The sequence below is a fragment of the Pseudomaricurvus sp. ABR4_320 genome (genome assembly GCF_056159445.1).
Window position 1 is genome coordinate 21,257 of sequence record NZ_JBSWVF010000021.1, and the last position, 19,477, is coordinate 40,733.

The 19,477-nt window shown below is 51.3% G+C and carries 14 protein-coding genes and 5 tRNA genes; all 19 read left to right on the forward strand.

What is annotated here, in order from left to right:
* Nucleotides 1-5: 5 nt before the first annotated feature.
* Complete coding sequence (gene birA, locus ACXAFR_RS24200) at nucleotides 6-977, forward strand: bifunctional biotin--[acetyl-CoA-carboxylase] ligase/biotin operon repressor BirA (protein WP_475181971.1); 972 nt, start codon at nucleotides 6-8, stop codon at nucleotides 975-977.
* Entirely contained in the window at nucleotides 978-1,796 is an 819-nt protein-coding gene (locus tag ACXAFR_RS24205; RefSeq protein WP_475181972.1) for a type III pantothenate kinase, read from the forward strand.
* Nucleotides 1,797-1,962: 166 nt separating this feature from the next.
* Nucleotides 1,963-2,038, forward strand: a tRNA-Thr gene (locus ACXAFR_RS24210).
* A 92-nt stretch (nucleotides 2,039-2,130) separates the two neighbouring features.
* Nucleotides 2,131-2,214, forward strand: a tRNA-Tyr gene (locus ACXAFR_RS24215).
* Between the two features lie 88 nt (nucleotides 2,215-2,302).
* Nucleotides 2,303-2,376 (forward strand) — tRNA-Gly (locus ACXAFR_RS24220).
* A 26-nt stretch (nucleotides 2,377-2,402) separates the two neighbouring features.
* A tRNA-Thr gene (locus ACXAFR_RS24225) sits at nucleotides 2,403-2,478 on the forward strand.
* Between the two features lie 85 nt (nucleotides 2,479-2,563).
* A complete protein-coding gene (gene tuf / locus ACXAFR_RS24230) occupies nucleotides 2,564-3,787 on the forward strand; it encodes an elongation factor Tu (protein WP_475181975.1) in 1,224 nt (407 codons plus the stop codon).
* 87 nt (nucleotides 3,788-3,874) lie between these two features.
* Nucleotides 3,875-3,950 (forward strand) — tRNA-Trp (locus ACXAFR_RS24235).
* Between the two features lie 47 nt (nucleotides 3,951-3,997).
* Nucleotides 3,998-4,366 carry a preprotein translocase subunit SecE gene (secE, locus tag ACXAFR_RS24240; protein WP_475181976.1) on the forward strand — a complete coding sequence of 123 codons (369 nt, stop codon included), beginning with the start codon at nucleotides 3,998-4,000 and terminating at the stop codon, nucleotides 4,364-4,366.
* A 16-nt stretch (nucleotides 4,367-4,382) separates the two neighbouring features.
* Nucleotides 4,383-4,916 (forward strand): transcription termination/antitermination protein NusG, encoded by a 534-nt coding sequence (gene nusG, locus ACXAFR_RS24245; RefSeq protein WP_475181977.1) that lies wholly within the window; start codon nucleotides 4,383-4,385, stop codon nucleotides 4,914-4,916.
* A gap of 103 nt (nucleotides 4,917-5,019) precedes the next feature.
* Nucleotides 5,020-5,454: a 50S ribosomal protein L11 gene (rplK, locus tag ACXAFR_RS24250; protein ID WP_475181978.1), complete on the forward strand. Its 435-nt coding sequence runs from the start codon at nucleotides 5,020-5,022 to the stop codon at nucleotides 5,452-5,454.
* 1 nt (nucleotide 5,455) lies between these two features.
* The gene (rplA, locus tag ACXAFR_RS24255) at nucleotides 5,456-6,151 is read left to right on the forward strand and encodes a 50S ribosomal protein L1 (protein ID WP_475181981.1); all 696 of its coding nucleotides are present in this window, start codon (nucleotides 5,456-5,458) and stop codon (nucleotides 6,149-6,151) included.
* A gap of 244 nt (nucleotides 6,152-6,395) precedes the next feature.
* Nucleotides 6,396-6,926: a 50S ribosomal protein L10 gene (rplJ, locus tag ACXAFR_RS24260; RefSeq protein WP_475181984.1), complete on the forward strand. Its 531-nt coding sequence runs from the start codon at nucleotides 6,396-6,398 to the stop codon at nucleotides 6,924-6,926.
* Nucleotides 6,927-6,999: 73 nt separating this feature from the next.
* Entirely contained in the window at nucleotides 7,000-7,380 is a 381-nt protein-coding gene (rplL, locus tag ACXAFR_RS24265) for a 50S ribosomal protein L7/L12 (RefSeq protein ID WP_475181985.1), read from the forward strand.
* A 262-nt stretch (nucleotides 7,381-7,642) separates the two neighbouring features.
* Complete coding sequence (gene rpoB, locus ACXAFR_RS24270) at nucleotides 7,643-11,725, forward strand: DNA-directed RNA polymerase subunit beta (RefSeq protein ID WP_475181988.1); 4,083 nt, start codon at nucleotides 7,643-7,645, stop codon at nucleotides 11,723-11,725.
* A 124-nt stretch (nucleotides 11,726-11,849) separates the two neighbouring features.
* A complete protein-coding gene (gene rpoC / locus ACXAFR_RS24275; protein WP_475181989.1) occupies nucleotides 11,850-16,076 on the forward strand; it encodes a DNA-directed RNA polymerase subunit beta' in 4,227 nt (1,408 codons plus the stop codon).
* Nucleotides 16,077-16,293: 217 nt separating this feature from the next.
* Entirely contained in the window at nucleotides 16,294-16,665 is a 372-nt protein-coding gene (rpsL, locus tag ACXAFR_RS24280) for a 30S ribosomal protein S12 (RefSeq protein WP_475181991.1), read from the forward strand.
* A 123-nt stretch (nucleotides 16,666-16,788) separates the two neighbouring features.
* Complete coding sequence (rpsG, locus tag ACXAFR_RS24285; RefSeq protein WP_475181993.1) at nucleotides 16,789-17,259, forward strand: 30S ribosomal protein S7; 471 nt, start codon at nucleotides 16,789-16,791, stop codon at nucleotides 17,257-17,259.
* Between the two features lie 110 nt (nucleotides 17,260-17,369).
* Complete coding sequence (gene fusA, locus ACXAFR_RS24290; RefSeq protein WP_475181996.1) at nucleotides 17,370-19,472, forward strand: elongation factor G; 2,103 nt, start codon at nucleotides 17,370-17,372, stop codon at nucleotides 19,470-19,472.
* The last annotated feature ends 5 nt before the right edge of the window (nucleotides 19,473-19,477 follow it).

The following is a 19,477-nucleotide window of genomic DNA, read 5'->3' on the forward strand; positions in this document are numbered from 1 at the left end:
CTGAGTTGGATCTCAAAGAAGTTCTCAGATTGCTCGGAGACGGAGAGTTTCACTCCGGTGAGCATCTTGGAGAGGCGTTGCAGGTTAGTCGTACGGCGGTTTGGAAACATCTGCAAAAGCTTGAGGATGTCGGCCTCGTTGTGGAGTCGGTGCGCGGAAAAGGCTATCGGCTTCCTGGCGGTATCGAGCTGCTTGAGCGTGAGTTGATTTTATCGCAGCTTGATGAGGCTGCTCGGGATCTTTTGGCGAGACTGGAGTTGCTTGATCGAGTTGACTCTACCAACACCTTTTTTCTTCATGGGGCGGGAGTCTCGCTACCTCCGGGAAGTGTTTGTTTGGCTGAATGTCAGACAGCGGGGCGAGGTCGTCTGGGGCGTCGCTGGGTAAGTCCACTCGGAAAAAATATCTATCTTTCTGTATCGCTGGAGTTCGAAGGTGGCATTAGTGCTGTTGAGGGACTGAGTTTGGCGGTGGGCGTTGCTCTGGCGAATGCGCTTGAGGATCTTGGCTGTCATGGGATCGGTCTTAAATGGCCAAATGATCTGTTGCATGAGCGCCGCAAGCTCGCGGGAATTTTGCTAGAAATATCCGGGGATCCTGAAGGTGCTATCCGAGTGGTCGCCGGTATGGGGGTTAATGTCGTTGGCGCTGGTAGAGTTACGGGTGGAATCGATCAGCCCTATACCTGTGTACAGGACGTTGCCGGTGCTGATGTCTCTCGCAATCAGGTTGCGGCAGCATTGCTCAATCGTCTGCTTCCGGAAATGGCGCGATTTCAGAAGTTTGGTTTTGCGCCATTGCGGGCGAGATGGAATGAGCTTAATGCGCATCGAAATGTGGAAGTCGCGTTGACGACGCCGGCATCGTCCATCAAGGGAGTCAACCGGGGCGTGTCCGAAGCCGGTGCGCTTCGTTTAGAGTTGTCGGATGGCATTCGCGAGTTTTCTGGTGGAGAGATCAGTATGAGGGAGGTCTAAGTGGCGTCTTTACAGGTTGATGTCGGCAATACCAGGCTCAAGTGGCGGTTAAGATCCAGTGAGCGTGGAACCACCCGAGGCGCTATGCTGCGTCGCGATTACTCGTCTAATCGAGCTCTGTTGGATGCTCTCACACAGCTGGTTGCCTCTGCAGTTATTGAGCGAATACAAATCGCCTGTGTTGGTGGGGACAGTGTTTGCGAGGATCTGGATGTTTGGGCCAGGGAGGCTTTTCAAGTTGCGCCTGAGTTTGCGGTGGTCAGCAAAGCCAGCTATGGGGTGTCTGTTGGCTATGATACGCCCTGGCAGCTCGGAGTGGATCGTTGGCTCGGGGTGCTTGCCGCATCAGCATATGACGTCGATGGTGCAATTGTGGTTGATTGTGGCAGTGCCATAACGCTTGATGTGTTGAGGGATAACAGTCATTTAGGTGGCTATATTATTCCTGGATTTTCTATGATGCATCGAGGGTTGTTTAAAGGGACCGAATTGGTTCGAGGGGATCCTCATCTGATGCGCGAGGGTTTTCCAGGGCGGAATACCAGTGATGCTGTTAATTATGGGTTGCCTTTAATGGTGACAGGATTTATCAGTGAGGTGTTAGCCAGTTTGCGAAAGGAAGGTTGGTGGGGTGGCTCGCTGACAGGCAAGCTGTTGGTGACCGGTGGGGATGGTCGGTTCGTCGCGGAAATGATGAAGGCGAGGGTGGCTGCAGATTTCCGTGGTGCGATTGAGTTTATAGAAGATCTGGTATTGGATGGCCTGGATCGGTGTGAATATCGCTATTGGCCCTGGGAGCAGGCCGAAGGTGCTCATTGATTTGATCGTAATTCGATCAAAAAATGCCTCCTACGATCACAAATTAACTCGGATAGACATCAATATGTCATCAGAACAAGAAAAGTTCTCTTGTGGTGTTGCTTCGGGTGAAAAGTTTATCTAGAATCGCGCCCTCACTAAGGATGAGGTCCTTTTAGTGTGTAGAGCTGGCGTAGCTCAGTTGGTAGAGCAGCTGACTTGTAATCAGCCGGTCGGGGGTTCGACTCCTCTCGCCAGCTCCATTTTAATTCAGGCTCTTGTTGATAGGTTGGGTTAACGCCTTTTTTCTGTTGACAGTGCGCAAAATGAGGCGGAGAATACCGCCTCTTTTTTCGCAGGGGTTCCCGAGTGGCCAAAGGGATCAGACTGTAAATCTGACGCGCAAGCTTCGGTGGTTCGAATCCACCCCCCTGCACCATATTTATACGCAAGCGGCCCTTGGTTGTTGCGGAAAGTGAGTGGGCTGCAAGCTCACCGAGCATAAGCTTCGGTAAAGGCAGTAGTTAGCGGGCATAGTTCAATGGTAGAACCTCAGCCTTCCAAGCTGATGATGCGGGTTCGATTCCCGCTGCCCGCTCCAATTTATATTTAATATTACCTCGTTTGGCTCTTGTAGCTCAGTTGGTAGAGCACACCCTTGGTAAGGGTGAGGTCAGCGGTTCAAATCCGCTCAAGAGCTCCATTTGGCGTAATATGCCGGCCCCGCAGCATCGTGCGGTTATTTTCGGGCTGACGGTTATTTATTACATATTGAGGAGGTCCTCGCAATGGCAAAAGAAACATTTGAACGTTCCAAGCCGCACGTTAACGTGGGCACGATTGGTCACGTTGACCATGGTAAGACAACGCTGACTGCGGCGCTGACACGCGTATGTGCGGAAGTTTGGGGCGGATCGGCTGTTGCGTTTGACGGTATCGACAATGCGCCGGAAGAGCGTGAGCGTGGTATCACCATCGCGACATCTCACGTTGAGTACGATTCACCGGATCGTCACTACGCGCACGTTGACTGCCCAGGGCACGCGGATTATGTGAAGAACATGATTACCGGTGCGGCACAAATGGACGGTGCGATTTTGGTGTGTGGTGCGACTGACGGCCCGATGCCTCAAACTCGCGAGCACATCCTGTTGTCCCGTCAGGTCGGTGTACCTTACATCGTTGTGTTTCTGAACAAGGCTGACCTGCTGGCGGAAGACTGTGGCGGCGTGGATTCAGAAGAATACGCTGAAATGCTTGAGCTGGTAGAGATGGAGTTGCGTGAGCTTCTGGATACCTACGAGTTCCCAGGTGATGATACTCCGATCATTGCGGGTTCTGCGCTGATGGCTCTGAACGGCGAAGACGACAATGAGCTTGGTACGACTGCTGTTAAGAAGTTGGTAGAAACGCTCGACAGCTATATCCCTGAGCCAGAGCGTGCGATCGACGGTGCGTTCATTATGCCAATCGAAGACGTTTTCTCGATTCAGGGTCGTGGTACGGTTGTTACTGGTCGTGTAGAGCGCGGTATCATCAAGGTTGGTGAAGAGATCGAAATTATCGGTATCAAAGACACCACCAAGACCACCTGTACCGGTGTTGAAATGTTCCGCAAGCTGTTGGACGAAGGTCGCGCTGGTGAGAACGTTGGTGTTCTGTTGCGTGGTACCAAGCGTGACGAAGTTGAGCGTGGACAGGTTCTGGCGAAGCCAGGTTCTATCACCCCTCACACCAAGTTTGAAGGCGAAGTCTACGTTCTGTCCAAGGAAGAAGGTGGTCGTCATACCCCATTCTTCAAAGGCTACCGTCCACAGTTTTACTTCCGTACTACGGACGTGACTGGTGCGTGTGAACTGCCGGAAGGTGTAGAAATGGTTATGCCTGGTGACAACATTCAGATGACTGTTACCCTGATCTGCCCGATTGCGATGGACGAAGGTCTGCGTTTCGCGATCCGTGAAGGCGGTCGTACTGTAGGTGCGGGTGTGGTTGCTAAAATCCTCGAGTGATCGAGGGTTAAAAGTAGCAAGAAGTGACGCCATTGGTGTCAGGATAAAATTGGGGGACGCCGTTGCGCTGCCCCAATTTTTTCATTTAGGCCAGTAGTTCAATTGGTAGAGCACCGGTCTCCAAAACCGGCTGTTGGGGGTTCGAGTCCCTCCTGGCCTGCCATATTTTTATTCTATGTACTACTATTAAAGGTTTGGAACTAAGAGCGTATGAGCACTAAGGCTGAAGCCAAGGAGTTTCGACTGGATTGGCTCAAGTGGTTGCTTGTGTTTGCTCTGGTGGCTGCTGGTGTAGTTGGAAACTCGTTTTATTCAGATTTCCCGATCTTTTATCGGGTTTTGGCGTTGGTGGCGGGTGCCGCAGTAGCGCTATTTATCGCGGTTAATACATCTAAGGGATATGCTTTCTGGAGCTTGTTGCGAGAGTCGCAGCAAGAGTTTCGGCGTGTTGTATGGCCGACACGACAGGAGGTAAATCAGACCACGCTTATTGTGGTTGCAGTGGTCATTGTTATGGCTTTGATCCTTTGGGCGCTGGACTCCCTGTTAGGATGGCTGGCTTCGCTCATTATCGGATAGAGAATAGAGACAAAACATGGCAATGCGTTGGTATGTAGTACATGCGTACTCCGGCTACGAAAAGAAAGTGGCGACCTCTCTCAAAGAGCGGATCGAGCTCGCTGGAATGCAGGACCAGTTTGGTGAGGTGTTGGTCCCCACCGAAGAAGTTGTAGAGATGAAAGGCGGTCAAAAGCGTAAGTCGGAGCGGAAATTTTTCCCTGGCTACGTGTTGGTGCAGATGGAACTCAGTGATGAGAGTTGGCACTTAGTTAAAGAGACGCCCAGGGTTATGGGCTTTATTGGTGGAAAAGCCGATAAGCCTGCACCGATTACTGAAAAAGAGGCAAATGCAATCTTGCAGCGAGTCGATGATTCTGTCGATAAGCCTAAGCCTAAGACGATTTTCGAGCCTGGAGAAATGGTTCGTGTCGTTGATGGACCTTTTAATGACTTCAATGGGGTCGTTGAGGAGGTTAATTATGAAAAGAGCAAGTTGCATGTGGCAGTGTTGATTTTTGGTAGATCAACACCGGTCGAGCTGGATTTTTCCCAGGTCGAAAAAGCGTAAGTATTCTCGCTTGGCGATGTGTGTCGTCAGCAAAACCGGGGAGCCTGCGACGGTTTACACTGAGTGAGCTCGAGGCGTTATCACCCACTACAGGAGAGCTGTTATGGCTAAGAAAATCGATGCCTACATTAAATTGCAGGTAGCGGCCGGTCAGGCCAATCCAAGTCCCCCAGTTGGGCCTGCGCTGGGTCAGCGTGGTGTGAATATCATGGAGTTCTGCAAAGCATTTAATGCACAGACTCAGAGCATGGAGCCGGGATCTCCGATTCCAGTTGTCATTACTGTTTACAGTGATCGCAGCTTCACATTTACCATGAAAACGCCTCCCGCATCTTTCTTGTTGAAGAAGGCTGCAGGCATCAAAAGTGGCTCAGGCCGCCCGAATACTCAGAAAGTCGGTAAAGTGACACGTGCGCAATTGGAAGAAATTGCGACCACTAAAATGCCGGATTTGACGGCTGCTGACATGGATGCCGCGGTTAGAACAATCGCTGGATCTGCCCGAGCAATGGGTCTTGACGTTGAGGGGGTTAACTGAGATGGCTAAATTGAGTAAGCGTCAAAAAGCGATTCGCGAAAAGATCGAGCTGGGTAAAGCATATACTTTTGCCGATGCAGTGGCTCTTCTGAAAGACGTCTCCTCCGTGAAATTTGGTGAGACAGTCGATGTTGCGATTAATCTGGGGATTGATCCTCGTAAGTCTGATCAAGCGGTTCGCGGTGCAACCACTCTTCCAAATGGTTCAGGCAAAGACGTACGTGTCGCAGTTTTTACGCAAGGCGCTAATGCAGATGCAGCCAAAGAAGCCGGTGCAGATATCGTCGGGATGGAAGATCTTGCCGAACAAGTGAAAGCTGGCAATCTTGATTTTGACGTAGTAATTGCCGATCCAGCTGCAATGCGGGTGGTAGGGCAGTTGGGCCAGATACTCGGACCTCGCGGTTTGATGCCTAACCCGAAAACCGGAACCGTCACTCCTGACGTTGCTGGCGCTGTCAAAAATGCCAAAGCGGGCCAGGTTCGTTTTCGTGCGGATAAAGGCGGCATCATACATGGTGCAATTGGTAAGCTGACGTTTGAGGCTCCTGCATTGCAAGAGAACCTGGAAGCTTTGATCGCTGACTTGAAAAAAGTTAAGCCTGCGACAGCTAAGGGTGTCTATCTGAAGAAGATCTCTGTCAGCACCACAATGGGGCCGGGCGTGTCCGTCGACCAGGCTTCGTTGAATATTTAATTGAAAAGACTTTGGGGTCCTCGCTTCGGCGGGGTCCGTCAAAGACCGTAGGCGTCTGTTCTTTTGAATGTTAAATGAGCAGGCTTAATAGAGTCATTGAGCAAAGCCTACGCAGATGGTGAACCCATTCAGTATTAACTGGATTTGATCACCGAAATGGGTTCCGAACGGCACGCCGGACGGAATTGAGTAACGATTATCTCTTGAATAATTTTGGGGGGTAATCAGATCCAGGAGAAATCTTGTGGCATTAGCACTCGAAGACAAAAAAGTTATTGTGGCCGAGGTTAACGAGACCGCGAGTAATGCTCTGTCATTGGTTGTTGCTGACGCTCGTGGCGTCAATGTTTCGAAAATGACAGAACTCCGCAAACTGGCACGTGAAAACAATGTTGACCTGAGAGTTGTCCGCAATACGCTTGCGAAACGAGCTCTTCAGGGAACTGAGTATGAGTGTGTCAACGATGCCCTTGTTGGGCCGTCGTTGTTCGGGTTTTCCATGGAAGATCCCGGTGCAGCTGCGCGCTTGTTCAAGGATTTTGCTAAAGAGAATGACAAGTTTGAAGTCAAGGTTCTCTCAGTTGGTGGTAAGTCTTTAGACGCGTCTCAAATCGACGCTCTGGCAACCCTCCCAACTTTGGAGCAGGCATTGTCAAGCTTGGCAGCTGTCATGATTGCACCGGTTACCAAGTTGGTCAGAACTTTCAACGAAGTTCCTACCAAGGTTACTCGTGTCGTTGCGGCGGTACGCGATCAGAAGCAGGATGCATCGTAACTGGTAGAGCTTTGTCTCTGCCAATAATGGTTTCGTTAAATAACTTTCACATTTTAATTTTAGGAGATACATCATGTCTCTGTCTAAAGACGATATTTTAAACGCTATCGCAGAAATGTCTGTAATGGACGTTGTTGAGCTGGTTGCAGCTATGGAAGAGAAGTTCGGCGTTTCTGCACAAGCTGCGGTTGCCGTTGCTGCTCCTGCCGCTGCTGCTGACGGTGGCGCTGCTGCTGAAGAGAAAACTGATTTTGACGTTGTTCTGTCTGCTGCTGGCGACAAGAAAGTCAACGTCATTAAGGCTGTTCGTGCGATCACCGGTCTGGGCTTGAAAGAAGCTAAAGGCTTGGTAGAAAGCGCTCCAGCGACAGTTCTTGAAGCTGCTGCGAAAGATGCTGCTGAAGACGCTAAGAAGCAGTTGGAAGAAGCTGGCGCTTCCGTAGAGCTGAAGTAATTCTGTTAGTCTGCACCTGTCAGACTGTATTACAGACAGGAGGCTGGCGGGCACTGCCCGTCGGCCTTTTTGCCGTTCAACAAGAGGAGACGATGACAAACTCAGCCTTTTAACACAACCTGCTGCTGTGTTGTCCGCCGCCCTGGCGAGTGAAAACAGGGCCCGCTGGCAATGCGGATATATCTGCCTTTTCGAGGTGCTCATTAGTCACCTTATACAGAGCGACGTCAAGCCTTATCCGAGAACAAGCTGGGGAATATAGATGGCTTACTCATATACTGAGAAAAAACGTATTCGTAAAGATTTCGGCAAATTGCCACATGTGATGGATGTTCCATTTCTCCTGGCGATACAGTTGGATTCCTATCGCAAGTTTACTCAGGCTGATTCAACACCTGAGCAGAGAATGGATGTCGGTCTTCATGCCGCATTTAAGTCCGTATTCCCTATCATCAGCTACTCCGGTAGCGCTGCGCTTGAGTATGTGAGCTATGTGCTCGGCAAGCCTGCATTTGATGTCAATGAGTGCATATTGCGCGGTGCGACTTTTGCTGTGCCGCTCCGTGTTAAGGTCCGATTGATTATTTACGACAAAGAGTCGTCAAATAAAGCCATCAAGGATATTAAAGAACAGGAAGTCTACATGGGCGAAATTCCGCTCATGACTGACAATGGTACGTTTGTTGTTAATGGTACAGAGCGGGTAATCGTATCCCAGCTACACCGTTCTCCCGGTGTCTTTTTTGACCATGATAAGGGTAAGACGCACTCGTCTGGAAAGCTGTTGTATTCCGCACGGGTTATTCCTTACCGTGGCTCTTGGCTCGATTTCGAATTCGATCCCAAAGACCTGGTTTATGTTCGTATCGACCGTCGTCGTAAATTGCCGGCCTCCATTCTTTTGCGCGCCCTCGGTTTTACCTCTGAGCAAATGCTGGAAATGTTCTTCGATACCAGCCGTTTCCGCATTGCTGATGGGCAGTACATGTTGGAATTGGTACCGTCGCGTCTCCGTGGTGATATTGCAACGTTTGATATCGTCGATACCGATGGCAACGTAATCGTTGAAGAAGGTCGTCGTGTAACCGCTCGTCATATCCGCGAACTTGAAAAGAGCGGTGTGACCGAGATGGTTGTTCCCCGTGATTATTTGCTCGGGCGCCGCCTGGCTCGCGATTTGGCGGATACGGAGACCGGTGAGCTTCTATTTGAATGTAACACCGAAATCACTGAAGAAATTCTGGTTAAGGTCGAAGAGTTGGGCCTGGAAGAGATCCAGACGCTTTATACCAATGAGCTGGATTGCGGTCCTTTTGTCTCGGATACACTGTTGATCGATCCGACTCGTACTGAGTTGGAAGCGCTTATCGAAATCTATCGCATGATGCGCCCGGGTGAGCCGCCGACCAAAGAGTCTGCAGAAGCTCTTTTCCAGAACCTGTTCTTCTCGCAAGAGCGTTATGACTTGTCGGCCGTTGGACGAATGAAGTTTAACCGTAGGCTGGCACGTGGCGTTGACGAGGGTAGCGGTACTCTGTCGAACGACGACATTGTCGATGTTCTTAAAACCCTGGTGGATATTCGCAACGGTAAAGGCGTTGTAGATGATATTGACCACTTGGGTAACCGTCGTGTGCGTTCTGTAGGTGAGATGGCGGAAAACCAATTCCGAGTTGGCCTTGTTCGTGTGGAGCGGGCGGTTAAAGAGCGTCTCTCTATGGCCGAGTCCGAAGGTTTGATGCCTCAGGATTTGATCAACGCTAAACCGGTCGCTGCTGCAGTGAAGGAATTCTTTGGATCCTCTCAGCTGTCTCAGTTTATGGACCAGAACAACCCCTTGTCTGAGGTCACGCACAAGCGCCGCGTCTCCGCATTGGGGCCTGGTGGTTTGACGCGCGAGCGCGCGGGATTTGAGGTGCGGGATGTGCATCCAACTCACTATGGTCGGGTATGCCCAATCGAGACGCCTGAAGGTCCAAACATTGGTTTGATCAACTCGCTGGCGACCTATTCGCGCACTAACAGCTACGGCTTCTTGGAAGCGCCTTACCGTCGTGTTGTCGATGGCGTTGCTACTGATGAGATCGAGTATCTGTCGGCGATCAATGAGTCCGGTTACATTATTGCCCAGGCTTCTGCGCAGCTGGATGAGAACAACCGTCTCGTTGACGAATTGGTTTCGGTTCGGCACATGGGGGAGTTTACCTTCAAGTCTGCCGACGAAGTTGAGTATATGGATGTCTCGCCGCGTCAGGTTGTATCTGTTGCAGCGTCGCTGATTCCGTTCCTCGAGCACGATGATGCGAACCGCGCGCTTATGGGATCGAACATGCAGCGACAAGCTGTGCCTACCTTGAAGGCAGAGAAGCCTCTGGTGGGTACCGGTATGGAGCGTAATGTTGCTTCCGACTCAGGTGTTTGTGTTGTTGCCAAGCGTGGTGGTGTTATCGAGCGCGTGGATGCAGCGAGGATTGTAGTCAAGGCCAATGATTCAGAGACTGAATCAGGCGATGCCGGTGTCGATATCTACAACCTGATCAAGTACACCCGGTCCAACCAGAATACCTGTATCAATCAGCGCCCCATCGTAAAAACGGGTGACATGGTTGCTCGCGGTGACATTCTAGCTGATGGTCCATCCGTTGATTTGGGTGAGCTGGCGTTGGGTCAGAACATGCGTATCGCGTTCATGCCCTGGAACGGATACAACTTCGAGGATTCCATTTTGGTTTCCGAGCGAGTTGTACAGGAAGATCGCTTCACTACGATCCACATTCAGGAGCTGACGTGTATCTCTCGCGATACCAAATTGGGTAGTGAAGAAATCACGGCAGATATTCCCAACGTGGGTGAAGGCGCGCTCTCCAAGCTGGATGAATCCGGTGTGGTTTATATCGGTGCTGAAGTCGGTCCTGGCGATATCCTGGTCGGTAAAGTGACTCCTAAAGGAGAAACTCAGTTAACCCCAGAAGAAAAACTGTTACGTGCGATCTTCGGTGAAAAGGCCTCTGACGTAAAGGATACTTCTCTACGTGTTCCATCGAGCACCCGTGGAACGGTTATCGACGTGCAAGTGTTTACTCGCGATGGTCTCGAAAAAGATCAGCGCTCGCTGCAAATTGAAAAGGCGCAGCTGGACGCGGTCCGTAAAGACTTGAACGAAGAATATCGTATCGTTGAGTTGGCGACTTTCGAGCGCTTGCGAACAGCGTTGGAAGGTCAGGTCGTCGCTAGCGGTCCAGTCGCTAAGAAGGGCGAAGCCTTAACCGGCGACGTTTTGGACGGTTTGGCACCAGAGCAGTGGTTCAAGCTGCGCATGTCCGAAGATGCTCTCAATGAGCAGCTCGATCGTGCTGAGGAGCAGTTAGCCGAACGCCGTAAGATTCTTGATGAGCGCTTTGAAGACAAGAAGCGCAAGCTGGCAACCGGTGATGATCTGGCGCCAGGTGTACTGAAAATCGTTAAGGTGTATCTCGCGGTCAAGCGTCGCATTCAGCCTGGTGACAAGATGGCGGGTCGTCACGGTAACAAAGGTGTAATCTCGGTAATTATGCCGATCGAAGATATGCCATATGATGCCAATGGCGAGCCGGTCGATATCGTGCTTAATCCACTCGGTGTGCCTTCGCGAATGAACGTAGGCCAGATTCTTGAGACTCACTTGGGAATGGCAGCGAAGGGTCTTGGCAACAAGATCAACAATATGATCCGAGAACAAAAAGCTGTTGCTGAGGTTCGTGGTTTCCTTGATGAGGTTTATAACAAGGCCGGGGACTCCACGGCACGTGAAAACCTTGAATCCTTCTCTGACGGCGACGTCCTTGAGTTGGCCCACAATCTGTCGAAGGGTGTGCCAATGGCGACGCCAGTATTTGATGGAGCTAAAGAAGCCGAGATCAAGGAGCTCTTGCGTTTGGCGGATCTCTCAGACACTGGCCAAACTCAATTGTATGACGGACGCACGGGCGACGCCTTTGAGCGTCCGGTAACGGTTGGTTACATGTACATGCTCAAGCTCAACCACTTGGTGGATGACAAGATGCATGCTCGCTCGACGGGTTCTTACAGCTTGGTTACTCAGCAGCCGCTGGGTGGTAAGGCACAGTTTGGTGGTCAGCGCTTCGGGGAGATGGAAGTCTGGGCTCTCGAGGCATACGGTGCCGCCTATACTTTGCAAGAAATGTTGACCGTTAAGTCGGACGACGTGGCCGGCCGTACCAAGATGTACAAAAACATCGTTGATGGTGACCACCGCATGGAGCCGGGGATGCCGGAATCGTTCAATGTATTGGTTAAAGAGATTCGCTCTTTGGGTATCAATATCGAACTGGAAAACGAAAGTTAAGACAGTTGGTAAGTACCTTCCGGGCATCGCAACATGCCTGGGATGGGGCATTGGACTGGCAGTACACCTGAGTTCTTGAGTTCCGCTAGGCGGGACTCACTTTAAGATAACTGGAGACACAACCTTGAAAGATTTATTAAACCTTTTAAAGTCTCAAGGCCAAACTGAAGAGTTTGATTCCATTCGTATCGCTCTGGCATCACCAGAGATGATTCGTTCTTGGTCATTCGGTGAAGTTAAGAAGCCCGAAACCATCAACTACCGGACCTTCAAGCCCGAGCGCGAAGGTTTGTTCTGTGCCAAAATCTTTGGCCCAGTAAAAGACTATGAGTGCTTGTGTGGTAAGTACAAGCGCATGAAACACCGCGGTATTATTTGTGAAAAGTGTGGCGTTGAAGTGACACTTTCCAAAGTCCGCCGTGAGCGCATGGGTCACATAGAACTGGCTTGCCCGACGGCCCACATCTGGTTCCTGAAGTCTCTGCCAAGCCGTATGGGTCTGTTGTTGGATATGACACTTCGCAATATTGAGCGGGTGTTGTATTTCGAATCCTACGTTGTGACCGATCCAGGCATGACGACGTTGGAAAAAGGCCAGTTACTGACCGACGAGCAGTACTTTGAGGCCATGGAAGAATTTGGCGACGAATTTGAAGCGAAGATGGGTGCTGAAGCCATCCAGGAATTGATGCGTGACATCGACCTGGAGCAGGAAATTCAGACTCTGCGTGAAGAAATTCCGTCAACGAATTCTGAAACCAAAATCAAGAAGTTGTCTAAGCGCCTCAAGCTTCTGGAAGCATTTTACAACTCCGGTAACAAGCCCGAGTGGATGGTCTTGGAAGCTCTGCCGGTCCTGCCGCCCGATCTGCGTCCTCTAGTTCCTCTTGATGGCGGCCGCTTCGCCACCTCAGATCTGAATGATCTGTATCGTCGCGTAATCAACCGGAACAACCGCCTCAAGCGGCTGTTGGATCTGAACGCGCCGGACATCATCGTCCGCAACGAAAAGCGCATGCTGCAGGAATCCGTGGATGCACTGCTGGATAACGGCCGTCGCGGCCGCGCTATCACCGGCTCGAATAAGCGTCCTCTCAAATCTCTGGCTGACATGATTAAAGGTAAGCAGGGACGGTTCCGTCAGAACCTGCTCGGTAAGCGTGTTGACTACTCCGGTCGTTCGGTGATCGTGGTGGGACCAACCTTGCGCCTGCATCAGTGCGGTCTGCCTAAGAAAATGGCTCTGGAGCTGTTCAAGCCCTTTATTTTCAGCAAGCTGGAAACCCGTGGTCTGGCAACAACCATCAAAGCGGCCAAGAAAATGGTCGAGCGCGAAGAGGCGGTTGTCTGGGATATTCTCGACGAAGTCATTCGTGAGCATCCGGTCATGCTGAACCGGGCGCCCACTCTGCACCGTCTTGGTATTCAGGCCTTCGAGCCAGTGCTGATTGAAGGTAAGGCTATCCAGCTGCACCCACTGGTCTGTGCGGCGTATAACGCCGACTTTGACGGCGACCAGATGGCTGTTCACGTTCCGCTGACGTTGGAAGCCCAGCTTGAAGCCCGTGCGCTGATGATGTCGACCAACAACATCCTGTCTCCCGCCTCCGGTGAGCCGATTATTGTACCGTCTCAGGACGTTGTACTCGGCCTGTACTGGATGACCCGTGAGCGCGTCAATGCGTTAGGCGAGGGTATGGTTTTTGCCGACACCAAGGAGGTTTCACGGGCGTATCAGGCCAAGCAAGTTGGGCTGCAGGCGCGCATTAAGGTACGGATTGAACAGAATGTATTGCAGGAAGGTGGCGAAATGGTGAACTCCACCGGGCTGCTGGAGACCACTGTTGGTCGAGTGCTTCTGTGGGATATCGTACCCAAAGGAATTCCTTTCTCCCAGGTTAATCGGGCGATGGTTAAAAAGGCGATTTCACAGATTATCAATCTGTGCTATCGAACCGTCGGTTTGAAAGCGACAGTCATATTTGCTGACCGCCTGATGTATATGGGTTATGAGTACTCTACCAAGTCAGGTTCTTCGATCGGTGTGAATGACTTTGAAATCCCTGCCGAGAAAGAATCTTTGGTTGCTGCGGCGGAAGCCGAAGTACTGGAAATCGAATCACAGTACGCCTCTGGTCTGGTGACTCAAGGGGAGAAGTACAATAAGGTGATCGACATCTGGTCTCGTGCTAATGACCTGGTCGCCAAGTCGATGATGGTAGGTATCAGTAAAGAAGCCATCATTAACCGTGATGGCGAAGAGGAAGAGCAGGATTCGTTCAACTCTGTCTACATGTACGCGGATTCAGGCGCTCGGGGTTCCCCAGCCCAGATCCGCCAGCTGGCGGGTATGCGGGGCCTGATGGCCAAGCCGGATGGCTCTATTATTGAGACGCCTATTACGGCGAACTTCCGTGAAGGTCTGAACGTTGGTCAGTACTTTATTTCGACCCACGGTGCGCGGAAAGGACTGGCGGATACCGCACTCAAAACCGCTAACTCAGGATATCTGACCCGTCGTCTCGTTGACGTGGCTCAAGACGTTGTTGTCACCGAAACTGACTGCGGAACCGATGGCGGTTTAACCATGGCCCCAGTTATTGAAGGTGGCGACGTCATTGAATCTTTGGGTGATCGGATCCTGGGTCGAGTGGTTGCTCGCGATGTCATGCGTGAGGGCACCGAAGAGATTCTGGTTCCCGCTGGCACCATGATCGATGAGAAATGGGTAGAACGCATCGAAGAGTTCGGCATTGATGAAGTCATGGTTCGCTCCCCGATTACCTGTGAAACTCGCCATGGTATCTGCGCTCAGTGCTACGGTCGTGATCTTGCGCGTGGTCACCGCGTCAATCCCGGCGAGTCTGTTGGTGTAATCGCGGCTCAGTCTATTGGTGAGCCTGGTACTCAGCTGACGATGCGGACCTTCCACATCGGTGGGGCGGCGAGCAGGGCGTCTGCTGTTGATAATGTCCAGGTCAAGCAAGACGGTGTTGTGCGTTTGATTAACCTTAAAGTGGTTGAAAACGCAAATGGTCACTTGGTCGCTGTGTCTCGTTCTGGTGAGTTGGCGGTCGCTGATTCCAACGGTCGTGAGCGCGAGCGCTATAAGGTGCCGTACGGTGCAGAGATCAGTGTACGCGATGGCGATAACGTTGATGGCGGTCAAATCGTCGCGAAATGGGATCCGCATACACACCCGATTGTTACAGAAGTTGCCGGTACGGTTTTGTTTGCCGGTATGGAAGACAGTCTTTCCATTCGCCGTCAGACAGACGAACTGACTGGCTTGACCTCTATCGAAGTTATGGATCCCGGTGAGCGGCCTGCGGCGGGTAAAGATCTGAAGCCGGCGATTACGCTGATTGATGATGAGGGTAATGAGCTGTATTTGGCGAATACGAACGTCCCAGCCCATTACATGCTGCCTTCAAAAGCGATCGTCAGTATCAGTAACGGCGACAAGATTCAGGTCGGTGACATCATTGCTCGTATTCCTCAAGAGGGGTCAAAAACTCGGGATATCACCGGTGGTTTGCCACGAGTTGCCGATTTGTTTGAAGCCCGTAAGCCAAAAGAGCCGTCCATTTTGGCGGAAATATCAGGGACTATTTCATTCGGTAAAGAAACTAAAGGTAAACGTCGCTTGGTTATCACCCCGAGCAATGGCGAGTTGCTAGCCGATGGTAGCACTCACTGGGAGCAGCTGATTCCTAAGCATCGTCAGTTGACCGTGTTTGAAGGGGAGCAGGTTGCCAAGGGGGAAGTTGTATCCGATGGTCCAAGTAATCCTCACGATATCCTGCGTCTACAGGGCGTAGAGTCGTTGGCGAATTACATCACCAATGAAATCCAGGAGGTGTATCGCCTCCAGGGTGTGAAAATTAACGATAAGCACATTGAAGTCATTATTCGTCAGATGCTCCGCAAAGTGGAGATCGCCTCGATGGGTGACTCATCCTTCGTTAAAGGTGAGCAGGCGGAGTATGTGAAGGTTCTGGAGGAAAATGAGAAATTGCGTGGTGAAGATCGGCAGCCTGCTCAATATGAGCGGCAACTGCTTGGAATCACCAAGGCGTCTTTGGCGACAGAGTCCTTTATTTCTGCCGCGTCCTTCCAGGAAACGACTCGAGTGCTAACGGAAGCTGCGGTGACTGGAAAGGTCGACAGCCTGCGAGGTCTGAAGGAGAACGTCGTTGTTGGCCGCTTGATTCCTGCTGGTACCGGTCTGGCATATCATGCTGATCGCCGTCGTCGTCGTGATATGGAAGCGTCGGTTGAGTCCGAAGGGCCAACGGCAGCAGAGGTAGAAGCAGCCTTGACTGAAGCCTTGAAGTCCAGCGCGTCCTAAGACAAGTCTCCAACGTGAGCCCCCAAGTGGGGTTCACGGGCTATCCATCCTTCTGTCGTTCTTCAGTCTTGATTTAATATGTGGTGGTGCGTAGAATGCGCCACCCTATTTTGTTTGTGTCAATCGGATTTCAGGGGCCACCTGAAATCTTTTATTTAATTCACCTGTTTGCTCCCGACGCAGCAACACCGCGCGGGATACGTTTTTGGAGTAATTGATGGCAACGATTAACCAGTTGGTTCGTAAGCCGAGAAAACGCAAGCTGGCCAAGAGTGACGTACCTGCTTTGCAGGGCTGTCCTCAGCGTCGCGGTGTGTGTACTCGCGTTTACACGACCACTCCCAAGAAGCCTAACTCAGCACTGCGAAAAGTTTGCCGTGTGCGTTTGACCAGCGGCTTCGAAGTCACCTCATATATCGGTGGTGAAGGTCACAACCTGCAGGAACACAGTGTGGTTCTAATTCGCGGCGGTCGTGTAAAGGATTTGCCGGGTGTTCGCTATCACACAGTTCGCGGAAGCTTGGACACCTCTGGTGTTAACAACCGGAAGCAGGCTCGTTCCAAGTACGGAGCCAAGCGTCCTAAATAATCTTTAGCAAATGCCCTGGCACGCGAGGGTGTTTGCTTGCTGAATGAATGACTGAGTCTCGCCTTGTGGTGAGAGTAAGGCCGGGTGCTTTATCCTGGAGAGTCCTGAAGAGAGTTTACGAATATGCCAAGAAGAAGAGTTGTCGCGAAACGCGAAGTATTGCCAGATCCCAAATACGGGAATGTGACTTTAGCCAAGTTTATGAACATGGTTATGGTTAGTGGCAAGAAGTCTGTCGCAGAGAGAATCGTGTACGGAGCACTTGATACCGTTGCGGATAAAACCAAACAGGATGCAATCGAGGTGTTTGATGAAGCGCTCGATAAAATTGCACCGTTGGTTGAGGTAAAGTCCCGCCGTGTTGGTGGTGCAACCTACCAGGTACCGGTTGAAGTCCGTCCATCTCGTCGTCAGGCTCTGGCAATGCGCTGGCTTGTAGAGTTCTCGCGCAAGCGCGGTGAGAAGTCAATGGCCGCTCGCCTCGCAGGTGAATTGATTGATGCAGCACAGGGTAAGGGCGGCGCCGTGAAAAAGCGCGAAGACGTCCATCGTATGGCCGAAGCAAACAAGGCGTTCTCTCACTACCGTTTTTAACCGTTATTGTGGGAACCCTGATAAGGGCTATAGCTCAGAGAGAGCAAAACAAAAGGCAGCATCAGGCTGCCTTTTGTTGTTCATAACAGGCAGAAACGGAAGGTATTTTCATGGCTCGCAAAACTCCCATTTCCCGCTATCGCAATATTGGCATTTGCGCCCATGTGGACGCAGGAAAGACTACAACGACAGAGCGGGTGCTGTTTTACACTGGGTTGTCTCACAAGATTGGTGAGGTGCACGATGGCGCTGCGACCATGGATTGGATGGAGCAAGAGCAGGAGCGTGGAATTACCATCACCTCTGCGGCGACAACGTGTTTCTGGGCTGGTATGCAACAGCAGTTTGATCAGCACCGTATTAATATCATTGACACTCCTGGACACGTTGATTTCACGATTGAGGTGGAGCGGTCTCTGCGGGTGCTTGACGGCGCGGTGGTGGTGCTCTGTGGTTCTTCGGGTGTCCAGCCGCAAACTGAGACTGTTTGGCGTCAGGCAAACAAGTATGAGGTTCCGCGCTTAGTCTTCGTCAATAAGATGGATCGCGCTGGCGCTGATTTTATGATGGTTGTCGATCAACTTAAGAAAAAGTTGAACGCAAATCCGGTTCCTCTGCAGATGACTATAGGTGCTGAGGATCAATTTGAGGGCGTGGTCGATCTGGTCAAGATGAAAGCCATCCATTGGAATCCCGACGATATGGGGATGACTTTTGACTACGGAGATATTCCTGCAGAGCTTCAAGATGAATGCGAAAGTATGCGTGAATATCTGGTCGAGTCGGCTGCGGAAGCCAGTGAAGAACTGATGGAGCTTTATCTGGAGGAGGGGGAGCTCTCAGAAGAGCAGATTAAGACGGGGATTCGTCTGCGTACCTTAGCAAACGAAATTGTTCCAGTTGTCGGAGGTTCTGCTTTTAAAAATAAGGGCGTTCAGGCAATGCTGGATGCGGTCATCGAGTACCTGCCATCTCCGGTTGAGGTGAAAGCCATTGAGGGGCATTTGGAAGATGACGAATCTATCGAAACGCGCGAGGCTGATGATAAAGCCCCTTTTGCGGCTTTGGCGTTCAAAATTGCGACGGACCCATTCGTTGGTACTTTAACGTTTTTCCGAGTCTATTCGGGGACCTTGGCCAGTGGAACTGCGGTTTATAACTCGGTAAAAGGAAAACGGGAGAGAATCGGTCGGATGGTGCAAATGCACTCGAATTCTCGCGAAGAAATTAAAGAGGTGTTGGCCGGTGATATCGCTGCTGCTATCGGCCTTAAAGATACGACCACAGGCGATACGTTGTGCTCGGAATCTGCCAAAATTGTGCTTGAGCGAATGGACTTTCCGGAGCCAGTGATTTCCGTTGCGGTCGAGCCGAGAACGCAAGCGGATCAGGAAAAAATGTCGATTGCTCTGGGTAAGCTGGCGCAAGAGGATCCGTCTTTCCGAGTCAAGACCGATGAAGAAACTGGCCAGACGATCATCTCTGGGATGGGTGAGTTGCACCTCGATATTATCGTCGACCGTATGCGGCGTGAGTTTAGTGTCGAGGCAAACATTGGTAAGCCTCAGGTGGCTTACAGAGAGCGGATAACTCGCTCCAGTGAGATCGAAGGTAAGTTCGTCCGTCAATCTGGAGGCCGGGGACAATATGGGCATGTCTGGATTCGGTTTGAGCCAGCTGACGATGAGAACGCTGAGGGGTTGGAGTTCGTCAATGAGATCGTTGGCGGCGCCGTTCCTAGAGAGTATATTCCGGCCATTGAAAAGGGCATTAGTGATCAGATGCAAAATGGTGTGCTGGCTGGTTACCCGTTGCTTGGTCTGAAGGCGACCGTTTATGACGGCTCTTATCATGATGTAGACTCTAACGAAATGGCGTTTAAAATTGCCGCTTCGATGGCAACCAAAAAGTTGGCTTCGGAAGGGGGGGCGGTTTTGTTGGAGCCCATGATGAAAGTAGAAGTCGTCACTCCCGAGGAAAATATGGGGGATGTGGTTGGTGATCTCAATCGTCGGCGCGGCTTGATTCATGGAATGGAGGAAAGCCCTTCCGGCAAGATTGTGAATGCCGAAGTGCCGTTAGCAGAAATGTTTGGTTATGCCACAGATCTGCGGTCTGCGACACAAGGGCGTGCAACCTTCACAATGGAGTTTCTGCATTATGCGGATGCGCCTAAAAATGTGGCAGATGAGATCATCTCCAGAAACACCTGAGGTTC

Excerpts from the sequence above, each read along its gene's own strand:
- secE (WP_475181976.1), top strand. The coding sequence starts at position 3,998 with ATGAGCACTAAGGCTGAAGCCAAGGAGTTTCGACTGGATTGGCTCAAG.
- rpsL (WP_475181991.1), top strand. The coding sequence starts at position 16,294 with ATGGCAACGATTAACCAGTTGGTTCGTAAGCCGAGAAAACGCAAGCTG.
- rpoB (WP_475181988.1), top strand. The coding sequence starts at position 7,643 with ATGGCTTACTCATATACTGAGAAAAAACGTATTCGTAAAGATTTCGGC.
- rplA (WP_475181981.1), top strand. The coding sequence starts at position 5,456 with ATGGCTAAATTGAGTAAGCGTCAAAAAGCGATTCGCGAAAAGATCGAG.
- rplL (WP_475181985.1), top strand. The coding sequence starts at position 7,000 with ATGTCTCTGTCTAAAGACGATATTTTAAACGCTATCGCAGAAATGTCT.
- fusA (WP_475181996.1), top strand. The coding sequence starts at position 17,370 with ATGGCTCGCAAAACTCCCATTTCCCGCTATCGCAATATTGGCATTTGC.
- rplK (WP_475181978.1), top strand. The coding sequence starts at position 5,020 with ATGGCTAAGAAAATCGATGCCTACATTAAATTGCAGGTAGCGGCCGGT.
- rpsG (WP_475181993.1), top strand. The coding sequence starts at position 16,789 with ATGCCAAGAAGAAGAGTTGTCGCGAAACGCGAAGTATTGCCAGATCCC.
- tuf (WP_475181975.1), top strand. The coding sequence starts at position 2,564 with ATGGCAAAAGAAACATTTGAACGTTCCAAGCCGCACGTTAACGTGGGC.
- nusG (WP_475181977.1), top strand. The coding sequence starts at position 4,383 with ATGGCAATGCGTTGGTATGTAGTACATGCGTACTCCGGCTACGAAAAG.